The sequence below is a fragment of the Flavobacterium qiangtangense genome (assembly GCF_042658345.1).
Classification (GTDB): domain Bacteria; phylum Bacteroidota; class Bacteroidia; order Flavobacteriales; family Flavobacteriaceae; genus Flavobacterium; species Flavobacterium qiangtangense.
Genome location: NZ_JBHSQB010000004.1, coordinates 292,327 through 304,440 on the forward strand (window position 1 = coordinate 292,327; position 12,114 = coordinate 304,440).

Consider the following 12,114-nt stretch of genomic DNA (forward strand, 5'->3'; position numbering starts at 1 on the left):
TGGTGTTATTTTGAATCATTAATTTTGTACTCGCTTAACCATTTGACCATATTCGGGTCTCTGTGATCAAAAAATAAACTCACATTGGTGTCTAACCTCTGTATGTTCTGAATGTCTTCTGAAGAAAGTTCAAAATCAAAAATATTGAAGTTTTCAGCCATTCTTTCTTTACGGACCGACTTTGGAATGGCAACAACATTTCGTTGTGTTAACCAGCGAAGAATGACTTGCGCCACTGATTTATCATATTTTCTTCCGATTGAAGCAAGTACTTCATTCTGAAAAATATTGTTTTTTCCCTCCGCAAACGGACCCCAAGATTGAATCTGAACATCGTTTTCTGCTAAAAATTTCTGTAATTCCAATTGCTGGTGAAAAGGATGTGTTTCAATCTGGTTGATTGCCGGCGTAAATCCACTGTTGGAAATTAAATCGGCAATTCTGTCGGGATGAAAGTTGGCAACTCCGATCGCTTTTATTTTTCCAGAATTATAAAGTTCCTGCATTGCTTTCCAAGATCCAAAGACGTCGCCATAAGGCTGGTGGATTAGGTATAAATCCAAATAATCCAGTTGCAATTTTTTTAAGGATTTTTCAAAAGCTTTCAGCGTGTTTTCATAGCCTGCATCTTGAACCCAAAGTTTGGTGGTAATGAAAAGTTCTTCTCTTGGAACACCGCTTTTTTTGATCGCATTTCCAACCGCTTCCTCATTTCCATAAGATGCGGCCGTATCAATCAATCTGTATCCGGTTTCAATAGCATCTAAAACTGCTTGCTCGCATTCTTTTTGGTCTGGAATCTGAAAAACTCCAAACCCTAAAATTGGCATCTCTAATCCGTTATTTAATTTTATAAAGTCCATAATTCGTAAATATTTTATTGTCCTAAACTGATTTTCAATTTATTAATACAAAGTTCTTAATTGAAGGCGGTCTTGTTTGTATATGGATTACTGCTTTTATAACCATTATTACTGATATTGAGATTGTGAGTAGAAAGGAAGCAATTTAATATGTAGTTTTGTCTAATAAAAATACAAAATAAATGAATAAGGTAGTTAATTTTGAGACAGTTGACGATTATAATAAGTTTAATAATCACGAAACTCTGCATCCTTTGGTAAGCGTTATCGATTTTTCTAAAGCGCATGAAAGGACTGGTTCAAAAATGAATTTTAACTTGTATTGCATATTTTTGAAAGACGTAAAATGCGGCGATTTAAAATATGGCCGTGCCACTTATGACTATCAGCAAGGCACTTTGGTTTTTGTTTCTCCTGGGCAAGTTGTGGATGTAGAAAACAAGATTGACACTTACCAGCCAAGCGGTCACGGATTGGTTTTTCATCCCGATTTATTGCACGGAACGGCTCTTGGAAAGATTATTTCGGACTATAATTTTTTTAGTTATAATACGAACGAAGCGCTTCATTTATCAGCGAAAGAACAGCAGTTGGTTTTGGATCTTTTTTCGAAGATAAATTATGAATTGCAACAGTCTGTTGATAAGCACAGCAAAAAGTTGGTAGCTTCCAATATCGAATTGTTTTTCAACTATTGCGAGCGTTTTTATGACCGCCAGTTTATTACGAGGGAAAATGTAAACCAAGGAATTTTGGAGCGTTTTGAAGATTTGCTTAATACTTATTTTTCTTCAGAAAAGCCATATTCTGTGGGACTTCCTTCGGTTTCATATTGTGCCGATGAGTTACATCTTTCTGCCAATTATTTTGGAGATTTGATCAAAAAGGAAACAGGAAAAACGGCACAAGAATACATTCAAAATAAGATCATTGATGTGGCCAAAGAAAAAGTTTTTGATGGTGGCAAGTCAATCAGCCAGATTGCTTATGATTTGGGGTTTAAATATCCACAGCATTTTAATAGGTTGTTTAAGCAAAGAACAGGTATGACTCCGAATGAATTTAGGAATTTGAATTAATTACATTAATTTAGCTAAACTATATTCTATTTGTCTTCGCATGGCTGGAGTTGCCACTGATAGGCCAACATCAGTTTTAATATCAACTCTTTTAATCAACATTAAAATATTCTACTGCGACAGAAATTACTAAAACAAAAAACTCCTTAATTTCTTAAGGAGTTAATCGGTGGGCGATGAGGGGTTCGAACCCCCGACCCCCTCGGTGTAAACGAGGTGCTCTGAACCAGCTGAGCTAATCGCCCTATTTTTACAATCGTAGTGTTTGCCTTGATTGCGAGTGCAAATATACACGAAGTATTTGTTTCTGCAAGGCTTTTTTTAATTTTTTTTAATCTTTTTTGATGTCGGTTAAAACTACTTTCTTTTCATAGTTTACCATTGTAACCGTAATTGATTCGCCTTTAGTGTTTTTGCCCTCGATGAAGTAAATTTTTCCGCCTTCAAAAGGTTTGTTGCTGATTGAAAAATCTACGTCGCCATAGTCCATTGTTTTCTTAACATCGTCAAGATTTACCCATTTTTTCTGAAAAATAGAATCTGCTTTTGGAGCAATTTCAAGAGATTTGCTTCTTAAATCTTGTAAAACCCTACAATTCGGAAAATAACAAAAACTTACATCTCTTGCATCTGCTTTTGCTTGGAGAAAATAAACTACAAAAACGGTTCCTAATAATAAACCTCCTAAATAGTAAGCTAAACGAACGGAAAACTTCATTGAATTTTAATTTTGGTGCAAATATACCACTAAAAAACAATTAAATTGATGTCGCTTCCTGGTAAATCAAACCAGTCGCCAATGGCTTTTTTAGTTAAAATTCCATGGTAAAGATAAACGCCATTTTTAAGGCCATTGTTAATCCTAATTGCGCTTTCGATACCGCCGTCTTCGGCAATTTGCAATAAGTAAGGCGTGATAATATTACTGATGGAAAGCGAAGCCGTTTTTGAATATCGAGAAGGAATATTTGGGACGCAATAATGAATTACGTTGTTTTTTATAAAAGTAGGTTTTTCGTGAGTCGTTACTTCTGAAGTTTCGAAACAACCGCCAGTGTCAATGCTTACGTCCACAATCACGGCGCCTTTTTTCATGTGTTCCACCATTGTTTCGGTCACAATAACTGGGCAACGGTCTTTTCCTTTCATGGCTCCAATGGCCACATCGCAACGTCTTAAAGCTTTTAAAAGTGAATTTGGCTGTACTGTTGAAGTGAAAATTCTCTGGCTCAAATTATTCTGAAGTCTTCTTAATTTGGTAATCGAATTGTCAAAAACTTTTACATTCGCACCTAAACCAATTGCTGTTCTTGCAGCGAATTCTGCCACAGTTCCAGCTCCAATAATTACAACTTCAGTAGGAGGAACGCCAGTAATATTTCCGAATAGCAAGCCTTTTCCAAATTGATTGTTGATCATTAATTCGGCAGCAATCAAGATGGAACCTGTTCCCGCAATTTCGCTTAATGATTTTACGGCTGGATACGAACCGTCATCGTCTTTTATAAACTCAAAAGCTAAGGCTGTGATTTTCTTTTTTGTAAGCGCTTCAAAATATTCTTTCTTTCGAGTTTTAATTTGAAGTGCTGAAATGACAAGCGAATTGCTGTTCATCATTTCAATTTCGGGCAAAGTAAGCGGTTCGACTTTTAAGATCATCGGGCAACCGAAAACTTTTTTGGTGTCTTGCGTAATTTCAGCACCGGCTTTGCTGTATTCTTGATCTGTATAACTAGAACTTTCGCCAGCGCCAGCTTCAATTAAAATTCGATGTCCGTGAGAAACCATTGACTTTACAGCGTCAGGAGTCAAGCAAATTCGGCGTTCCTGATGGGAAGATTCTTTTGGGATTCCGATAAACAGGTCGCTTTTTTTGCGTGCGACTTCCAGTTTTTCCTCTTGAGGCATCAACTGCTGTTTTGTAAATGGTGTAAATGACATAGTTCCGCTGTAAATTAATGTACTAAAATAAGAAAAAGTTATGAATTGGACTAATGCAAATGTTAGAAAAAGTTTTGGATTTTTTAAATAAATTACCCTGTCAGGATTTTAAATTCTGACAGGGTTAATTGATAATTTATTTTAAAGTAAGCGTTCTTTTTCCGTCTTTTCCCACTTTTAAGGTAACTGTAGAATGCTCTGAAGGAATCAAACTCGGAATCTTTTCTGCCCATTCAATAAAGCACCATTCTCCAGAATACAAATATTCGTCGATGCCCATGTCATATGCTTCTGCTTCGCTATTCAAGCGGTAAACGTCAAAATGATATACTAAATCTCCGTTGTCGGCTTCATATTCATTCACCAACGAAAAAGTCGGGCTTGATGTGGCATTCGCAACGCCTAGAGTTTTTGACAAAGCTTTTATCAGCGTGGTTTTTCCGGCGCCCATTTCTCCGTGAAACAAAATCACTTTGTGTGGTTTTTGGGCAATTATTTCTTGAGCAACTTGATTAATTTCGTCAAGTTTAAACTGTATTTCCATTGATTTAAAGACTTATTTTGGGTTGAACACCAAGAACGGAATAATCATTTCTTCCAATGAAATTCCGCCGTGCTGATAGGTGTTTCGGTAATAGCTGACATAATGATTGTAATTATTGACATACGCCAAGAAGTAATCATTTTTTGCAAAAATATAAGAACTGCTCATATTTATGGCAGGCAATTGCACACTTTTTGGATCTTTTATCGCATAAACGTCTTTGTCTTCATACGTCAAGCTTCGTCCCGTTTTGTATCGAAGGTTCAAGCTTGTGTTTCTATCGCCAATAACTTTCGACGGATTTTTTACATTAATTGTTCCGTGGTCTGTGGTCAAAACCAATCTAAAGCCCATTTGTTGTGCCTGTTGAATGATTTCTAAAAGCGGAGAATTCTTGAACCAACTCAGTGTCAGCGAGCGATATGCCTTATCATTCGAAGCCAATTCTTTCACAACATCCATTTCTGTTTTGGCGTGAGAAAGCATATCGACAAAATTATAGACAATAGTAACTAAGTCGTTGTTTTTTAGTGTCTTGAAATTTTCAACCAATTTTTTTCCACCGGCAAAATTCGTGATCTTGAAATAATCTTGCTTGATATTCATTCCCAAACGACGCAATTGTTCTGTCAAAAATTCAGCTTCGAATAGATTTTTTCCGCCTTCTTCCACATCATTTTTCCAATACTGCGGATATTTTTTCTCCATTTCCAAAGGTGTCAAACCAGAGAAAATGGCATTCCTCGCATATTGCGTAGCCGTTGGAAGAATCGCATAATAAGGCGTTTCTTTTTCCAATTTATAGTGGTTGTTCACCACGCTTTCAAAGGCTTTCCATTGGTCATAACGCAAATTATCAATCACCACAAATAAAATAGGACGGTCTTTTTTCTTTAATTCCGGAACGACTAATTCCTTAAAAAGCGTGTGCGATAAAACCGGCTTGTCTGCTTTTGGCTGGTACCAATCTTCATAGTTTCTTTCAATAAATTTCCCAAATTGAGAATTGGCTTCCACTTTTTGGGATTCCAAGATTTCGAACATACTTTGGTCGTCGATATTTTCCAATTCCAGTTCCCAATACAGCAGTTTTTTGTACAATTCGATCCAATCTTCATACGAATTTACCATTGACAATTCCAGCGAAATCTTGCGGAATTCCTTTTGATAATCTAAAGTCGTTTTGTCAGAAACCAACCTTGTGTGATCCAAGTTCTTTTTCAAGCTCAACAAAATCTGATTCGGGTTCACCGGCTTGATCAAATAATCTGCAATCTTTGAACCAATTGCTTCCTCCATAATATATTCTTCCTCACTTTTCGTGATCATAATTACGGGAGTCGCTGATTTTTTTTCTTTCATCTCAGAAAGCGTTTCCAAACCGCTCATTCCAGGCATATTTTCGTCTAAAAAAACAATATCAAAATTGCCTTCCTCAAAAATATCAATCGCGTCACGTCCGTTGTTGCACGTGGTCACGTCATAGTTTTTTTTCTCTAAGAATAGTATGTGTGGCTTGAGCAAATCAATTTCGTCATCAACCCAAAGTATCTTTATTTTGTCCATATTGTGGCAATTTGTGTCAGTAATAATGCCTTGCAATTTAACACTTTTGCGATTTGAATCTCTTAAAATTTATGTAAAATAAAAAGGTGACTTTTACCGCAGATTCGCAGATTATTTTTTATTTTTTTGCCAATGATTTCATAGATTTTCACAGATTTCTTTGGGTCGTCTTTTATAAAATCATTTGAATCCTTTTAATCTGTGGCAAAAAGAAATCTGCGAATCTGCGGTAATTTTTAAAAAGCGAATCCTCAGGCATTTTCAGTAATCGCAATTCCCGCTGGTGCCACTCGCTTTGCTTTTTCTAACGCCAAAGCAAGAGCTCAAACAAAGGCACCATCGGGGCTACTTGGCAAACCATTTGCATTTTTGGAAAGGTCAGTCCCAATCTTGTCGATAAACGCTATCAAAAAAATCTTGTAACAATTCCGCAAAATGCTGTAATGCAAAATTCTATCAAAAAGCGGAACTTTATAAATATAGAAATAACAATTAAACAGACATATTATGGCAACGAATCACGACCACCGCGACGACAAAAAAAAGTCAAATGAAGAACCAGATTTTTCGAAAGACAGTACGCTTGAATTTCACAACAAGCAGAATTTAAAAGATTTGAATTCAGAGGCATTTTCTTCAAAAGAAGCTGACGTTACAAATAACGCTGATGAAGACGACGAAGATGTGGAATACAAAAACAGAAGCGTTTCAAAAACATCTGTAAGAGACCGACTTCCAAGAACAGATACTGGAATTTCCCCAGAACAATAAACCCCGAAAAGCGTATCAAATCGATACGCTTTTTTTATGTTTTAAAATATATAAACTTTTGTTTTTCAGGGATTTGAAAAATTTGTACCTTTGAGTAATAAATTTAATTTATAACTTAAATCCTTGACATTATGGAAGCAAACAAACAACCATTTGAAGGGAATGAGGCTTGGTATGGCGGAAGCAATATCGTTGCCTTTAACAATGCACAAAACTTAAAGTATTTGGAGTCAGAAGAATTCAATGCTAAAGCCCAAAAAATGTTCGAAGATTCATTAAATGAAGACCACGTTGATTATCGGGCGCATCCATTTAATAAATCAAATTTAAGAATTCAGGAACCAAGGGTAATCATCGACATAAACCCGCAAGTTTAATCATTCAACAAAAAACTAAAATATAAAGCTCGCCAGAAATGACGAGCTTTTTTGTTGCTAAAAAAAGCTTGGTTAAAAGGGACCTAACTTTTTTTAAAGAAATAATTACTATCTAATCAACGCTAGATGAGTCGATATGTGTTTGGTTTAATTCAACCGAATTTGAATCAGCTGGATCGCCATCGTCACACGGCGTGCAGGCTCCGATTAATATACCAAGCAATAAAGCCAAGTATAAAAGTGTGGTACTTTTTTTCATTTTGAAATTGATTTTGTGATTGTTCAATTTCAAATTTCCAAAAAACAAAAAAATCCTACTTACATTTAAATAAGATTTTTTTACAAAATTTTTAGAATTGTTTAACTATTTGTGTCTTCCGCTTCGGTTGTTTTGCGCATTCCAATCTTCAGTAGAATCGCCTTTGTCACGATTGTCTTCCTCTGGAATTTCCTTTGAATTTAAATCATATTTCTCTTCACTAGCTCGTTTTTCATCGTGCAGATTTTTGGTTCCCTTATCAATTTGAGAAATTCCCTCCACGTGTTCATCTGCGGGAGTTTGGCCTTGATCTCTGCCAAGTCCGCTTTCCTTAATTTCAATTTTCTCTTGCGACTTGATGTCTTTTGCATCGTCTTTCCGGTTGACTTCCTTCGGATTTATATCACGAGGTTGGTCTTCTCTTTTGTAGCGATCTTGTTCCATAGCGTTTGGTTTTTGTTTCTAAATCTTAAAAAAGGTCTCCTGAACTACTAGGAGACCTTTTCTTCAATACTCTTAATAATGAATTATTAATTTCTCGGTTTCTTAACGGGCTGAACGCCTCGCGTGCTGTCAATTTTTTGAGGTGAAATCTTATCTGGATTTACCTTTGTATAATTTTTTGATTGTCCTTTGTCTTTCGCCGCTTTTTCTGCATCAATTTCAGCCTCGCTTTGCTGTTTTGTAGCTTCTACTTTTGCCGCTCTTTCTGTTGAACGTTGCGTATCTCTGGGAGGTTGTTGCTGAATTCGATCTTGATTGTTTTCAATTTCATCTCCTATATCGGTTTGGGCGCTTGCAATTCCGGTAAAGGCAAAAAATGCAATTCCCATAAATAAATTTTTCATAGCTTGAATTTTTGGTTTACTTAAATTTACGACTTAAAAATTGTCTTTTTGCAAGAAATCAATCCAATTAACGGCAATTTAACTGCAAATCATAATGATTGTTAATTGAAGGTTTTTGATTTAAAACAGCCCAACTTCCTTATATTTGTACTCCAATTTCAGAAAAAGTGAGCCATACCAATAAATTAAAGTTATTTAACGACCCGATTTACGGATTCATAACCATTCCAGATACGCTGCTGTATGATTTAATCCAGCATCCTTATTTCCAGCGATTACGCAGAATTTCTCAAATGGGACTTTCATATTTAGTTTATCCTGGAGCGCATCACACGAGATTTCATCATGCTTTAGGCTGTATGCACATTATGCAAAAAGCCGTTGAAGTGTTGCGTTTTAAAGGAACTGAAATTTCCGACGAAGAAGAAAAAGCACTGTTGATTGCGATTCTTTTGCACGACATCGGCCACGGACCTTTTTCGCACGCGATGGAACACAGCATCGTTGAGAATGTAAATCACGAAGCGATTTCGCTGTTGTTTATGGATAAATTAAATGCAGAATTTGGCGGACAATTGACCTTGGCCATAAAAGTTTTTAAAGGTGAATACCACCGAAAATTTATGTTGCAATTGATTTCAAGCCAATTAGATATGGATCGAATGGATTACTTGAAACGCGACAGTTTTTATTCTGGCGTTGCCGAAGGAAATATCAATTCAGACCGATTGATTCAGATGATGAATGTGGTTGACGATTTATTGGTTATTGAAGAAAAAGGAATTTATTCGGTTGAGAAATTTTTGATGGCCAGACGTTTAATGTACTGGCAGGCCTATTTGCACAAAACGAGTTTGGTTGCCGAATTGATTTTGACGAAGACTTTAAAACGTGCCAAAGAATTGACTCAAAAAGGAATCAATCTTACTTGTTCAGAACCGTTGTCGTTTTTTCTTCATAATAAGGTGGAATTGGAGAATTTTGATGACAAGACGTTGGATTTGTTTTCTCAGTTGGATGATTCTGATATTATTTCGGCCTTAAAATCTTGGCAGAATAACGACGATTTTATCTTGAAAACATTGAGCAAGATGATCATCAACAGAGATTTATTGAAGATAAAATTGAACAGTGAAAAATATACGACAGAAGATGTTGAAGAATTAAAATCAAAGCTGACCAATTTCTTCGGAATCTCAAAAGATGAAGCTTCATATTTTATTTTTAAAGGAAAAATAAAAAATCAAGCGTATAATAAAGATGCAGAACCAATCAAGATTTTAAAGAAAGATAAAACGATTGAAGACGTTGTGGAAGCTTCGGATCAATTAAATTTAAAGGCGCTTTCAAAGCCCGTAACCAAATATTTTATTTGTTTTCCAAAAGTACTTGCGGAAAATTCATAAATAAATTCAAATTTTTATATTTTTGTCAGGATGAAATTCACAGCAGAACAAATAGCAGGTATTTTAGAAGGTGAAGTAGTTGGAGATCCAAATGCTACCGTTTTTAAGCTATCGAAGATTGAAGAAGGTTCCGAAGGATCGCTGACATTTTTGGCAAATCCAAAGTATCTTAACTATATATACACGACTCAAGCGACAATCACCATCGTAAATAACACATTTACGCCTGAATCGCCTATCACGACTACACTTATTAAGGTGGAAGACGCCTATAAATCATTCTCAAAATTATTGGAATATTACAATCAGGTAAAGCTGATGAAGTCTGGAATTGAACAACCGTCGGTGATTTCTGAAGGTGTAACTTATGGCGAAAACCTGTATTTGGGAAGCTTTTGTTATCTTGGAAAAAATGTAACGATTGGCGAAAATGTAAAGATTTATCCCAATAGTTTTGTGGGCGATAACGTTTCGATAGGAGACAATACGATCATTTTTGCAGGAGCAAGGATTTATTCTGAAACTGAAATCGGCAAAAATTGCGTCATTCACTCGGGTTCAATTATTGGTTCAGACGGTTTTGGATTTGTTCCAAATGAGGAAGGAGTTTACAGCAAAGTGCCACAAATTGGAAATGTGATTATTGAAGACAACGTGGATATCGGTTCTTGTACAACGATTGACAGAGCGACTTTGGGTTCTACAGTAATTCGAAAAGGAGTGAAGCTTGACAACCAAATTCAAATCGCACACAATGTTGAAATTGGCGAAAACACAGTAATTGCCGCACAAACTGGAGTTGCGGGTTCCACAAAAATTGGATCAGGTTGCCAGATTGGTGGTCAAGTGGGAATTGTTGGCCATTTGACGATTGGCAACAACGTTAGAATTCAAGCGCAGTCTGGCGTTTCAAAAAATCTTAAAGATGGCGAAGTAGTTCAAGGAACTCCAAGTCTTGGCTATGCCGAATTCAATAAATCTTACGTACACTTTAAGAATTTACCAAAAATAGTATCAGATTTAGACACTATCAAAAAACAAGTAACAAACGAAAATAGCATAAACAATGGTTAAGCAAAAAACTATTCAGAACGAAGTTTCTTTGACAGGTGTCGGACTTCATACTGGAAAGGAAGTAAAAATGACGTTCAAGCCTGCTCCGGTAAACAATGGTTTTACTTTTGTGAGAGTTGATTTAGAAGGTCATCCAATTATCGAAGCCGATGCAAATTATGTTGTAAATACACAACGAGGCACTAATTTAGAGAAAAAAGGAGTGAAAATCCAGACTTCTGAACACGTTTTGGCGGCGTTCATTGGTTGTGATGTTGACAATGTGATCATTGAACTAGACGCTTCTGAGCCACCAATTATGGACGGTTCTTCAAAGTTTTTTGTAGAAGCAATTGAAAAAGCAGGAATTGTTGATCAAGATGCAGAACGAAAAATTTATGTAGTAAAAGAAGTGATTTCTTATACCGATGAAGCCACAGGAAGCGAAATTCTTGTGATGCCGTCTGACGATTATCAAGTTACTGCAATGGTTGATTTTGGGACTAAAGTTTTAGGAACTCAAAATGCAACGATGAAAAATATTACAGATTTCAAGTCAGAAATTGCTGATTCCAGAACCTTTAGTTTTTTACACGAATTGGAAGCGCTGCTTGAAAACGGACTTATCAAAGGTGGCGATTTGAACAATGCTATTGTTTATGTTGACAAAGAGATTTCTGAAAGCACGATGGAAAACCTGAAAGTGGCTTTTGGAAAAGAAAAAATATCAGTGAAGCCAAACGGAATTTTGGACAACCTGACTTTGCATTATCCAAACGAAGCCGCACGTCACAAATTACTTGACGTTATCGGTGATTTGGCCTTGATCGGAACTCGAATTAAGGGAAAAGTAATTGCAAATAAACCAGGACATTTTGTGAATACGCAATTCGCAAAAAAATTGTCTAAGATTATCAAAACAGAACAAAGAAATCAAGTTCCGGTTTATGATTTAAACCAAGAACCTTTGATGGATATTCATAAAATCATGAGCATTTTGCCTCACAGACCACCGTTTTTGTTTATCGACAGAATTATCGAAATGTCTGATACGCACGTGGTTGGTATGAAAAATGTAACGATGAACGAAAGTTTTTTCGTAGGACATTTTCCTGGAGCGCCAGTAATGCCAGGCGTTATTATTGTGGAAGCCATGGCGCAATCTGGAGGAATCTTAATTTTAAGCTCGGTTCCAGATCCTGAAAATTACCTTACTTATTTTATGAAAATTGACAATGTGAAATTCAAGCACAAAGTTTTGCCTGGTGACACATTGACTTTTAAATGTGATTTGATTTCTCCAATTAGAAGAGGAATTTGTCACATGCAAGCGAACGCTTACGCCAACGGAAAATTGGTTGCAGAAGCAGAATTAATGGCGCAAATCGCTAAAATTAACTAAAAAAA

General features: G+C 36.1%; 14 protein-coding genes and 1 tRNA gene. 6 read left to right on the forward strand and 9 right to left on the reverse strand.

Annotated elements, in window-relative coordinates; translation table 11 throughout:
* Positions 1-5 precede the first annotated feature (5 nt).
* Complete coding sequence (locus tag ACFPVY_RS04420; RefSeq protein WP_379790567.1) at positions 6-863, reverse strand: aldo/keto reductase; 858 nt, start codon at positions 861-863, stop codon at positions 6-8.
* 182 nt (positions 864-1,045) lie between these two features.
* On the opposite strand from ACFPVY_RS04420, the gene ACFPVY_RS04425 reads away from it, so the two are divergent.
* The gene (locus ACFPVY_RS04425; protein ID WP_379790568.1) at positions 1,046-1,942 is read left to right on the forward strand and encodes a helix-turn-helix domain-containing protein; all 897 of its coding nucleotides are present in this window, start codon (positions 1,046-1,048) and stop codon (positions 1,940-1,942) included.
* Between the two features lie 170 nt (positions 1,943-2,112).
* Here ACFPVY_RS04425 and ACFPVY_RS04430 read toward each other — a convergent pair.
* The 5 genes from ACFPVY_RS04430 to porX form a co-directional block, all read right to left on the reverse strand.
* A tRNA-Val gene (locus ACFPVY_RS04430) sits at positions 2,113-2,187 on the reverse strand.
* A gap of 86 nt (positions 2,188-2,273) precedes the next feature.
* Positions 2,274-2,660, reverse strand: coding sequence for a DUF4258 domain-containing protein (locus ACFPVY_RS04435; RefSeq protein ID WP_379790569.1), 387 nt, complete (start codon positions 2,658-2,660; stop codon positions 2,274-2,276).
* A gap of 29 nt (positions 2,661-2,689) precedes the next feature.
* Positions 2,690-3,883: an alanine dehydrogenase gene (locus ACFPVY_RS04440; protein WP_379790570.1), complete on the reverse strand. Its 1,194-nt coding sequence runs from the start codon at positions 3,881-3,883 to the stop codon at positions 2,690-2,692.
* Between the two features lie 136 nt (positions 3,884-4,019).
* Positions 4,020-4,427, reverse strand: a complete 408-nt coding sequence (gene tsaE, locus ACFPVY_RS04445) for a tRNA (adenosine(37)-N6)-threonylcarbamoyltransferase complex ATPase subunit type 1 TsaE (RefSeq protein ID WP_379790571.1) — start codon at positions 4,425-4,427, stop codon at positions 4,020-4,022.
* 12 nt (positions 4,428-4,439) lie between these two features.
* Positions 4,440-5,993, reverse strand: a complete 1,554-nt coding sequence (gene porX / locus ACFPVY_RS04450; protein WP_379790572.1) for a T9SS response regulator signal transducer PorX — start codon at positions 5,991-5,993, stop codon at positions 4,440-4,442.
* 507 nt (positions 5,994-6,500) lie between these two features.
* On the opposite strand from porX, the gene ACFPVY_RS04455 reads away from it, so the two are divergent.
* The gene (locus ACFPVY_RS04455) at positions 6,501-6,764 is read left to right on the forward strand and encodes a hypothetical protein (RefSeq protein ID WP_379790574.1); all 264 of its coding nucleotides are present in this window, start codon (positions 6,501-6,503) and stop codon (positions 6,762-6,764) included.
* 131 nt (positions 6,765-6,895) lie between these two features.
* Positions 6,896-7,141: a hypothetical protein gene (locus ACFPVY_RS04460; protein ID WP_379790576.1), complete on the forward strand. Its 246-nt coding sequence runs from the start codon at positions 6,896-6,898 to the stop codon at positions 7,139-7,141.
* Between the two features lie 112 nt (positions 7,142-7,253).
* On the opposite strand, the gene ACFPVY_RS04465 is transcribed toward ACFPVY_RS04460, so the two are convergent.
* The 3 genes from ACFPVY_RS04465 to ACFPVY_RS04475 form a co-directional block, all read right to left on the reverse strand.
* Positions 7,254-7,400, reverse strand: a complete 147-nt coding sequence (locus ACFPVY_RS04465) for a hypothetical protein (RefSeq protein WP_379790577.1) — start codon at positions 7,398-7,400, stop codon at positions 7,254-7,256.
* Positions 7,401-7,505: 105 nt separating this feature from the next.
* A complete protein-coding gene (locus ACFPVY_RS04470; protein ID WP_379790578.1) occupies positions 7,506-7,844 on the reverse strand; it encodes a hypothetical protein in 339 nt (112 codons plus the stop codon).
* Positions 7,845-7,930: 86 nt separating this feature from the next.
* A complete protein-coding gene (locus tag ACFPVY_RS04475) occupies positions 7,931-8,248 on the reverse strand; it encodes a hypothetical protein (protein WP_379790579.1) in 318 nt (105 codons plus the stop codon).
* Between the two features lie 167 nt (positions 8,249-8,415).
* Between ACFPVY_RS04475 and ACFPVY_RS04480 the strand changes: the two genes are divergently transcribed.
* Genes ACFPVY_RS04480 through ACFPVY_RS04490 form a run of 3 tightly spaced genes read left to right on the forward strand, consistent with a single transcriptional unit; the run spans position 8,416 to position 12,109 of the window.
* Positions 8,416-9,654, forward strand: a complete 1,239-nt coding sequence (locus ACFPVY_RS04480; protein ID WP_379790581.1) for an HD domain-containing protein — start codon at positions 8,416-8,418, stop codon at positions 9,652-9,654.
* A 30-nt stretch (positions 9,655-9,684) separates the two neighbouring features.
* A complete protein-coding gene (gene lpxD / locus ACFPVY_RS04485; RefSeq protein ID WP_379790583.1) occupies positions 9,685-10,728 on the forward strand; it encodes a UDP-3-O-(3-hydroxymyristoyl)glucosamine N-acyltransferase in 1,044 nt (347 codons plus the stop codon).
* Complete coding sequence (locus ACFPVY_RS04490) at positions 10,721-12,109, forward strand: bifunctional UDP-3-O-[3-hydroxymyristoyl] N-acetylglucosamine deacetylase/3-hydroxyacyl-ACP dehydratase (protein ID WP_379790584.1); 1,389 nt, start codon at positions 10,721-10,723, stop codon at positions 12,107-12,109. Before lpxD ends, ACFPVY_RS04490 begins: the two co-directional genes overlap by 8 nt.
* Positions 12,110-12,114: the final 5 nt, after the last annotated feature.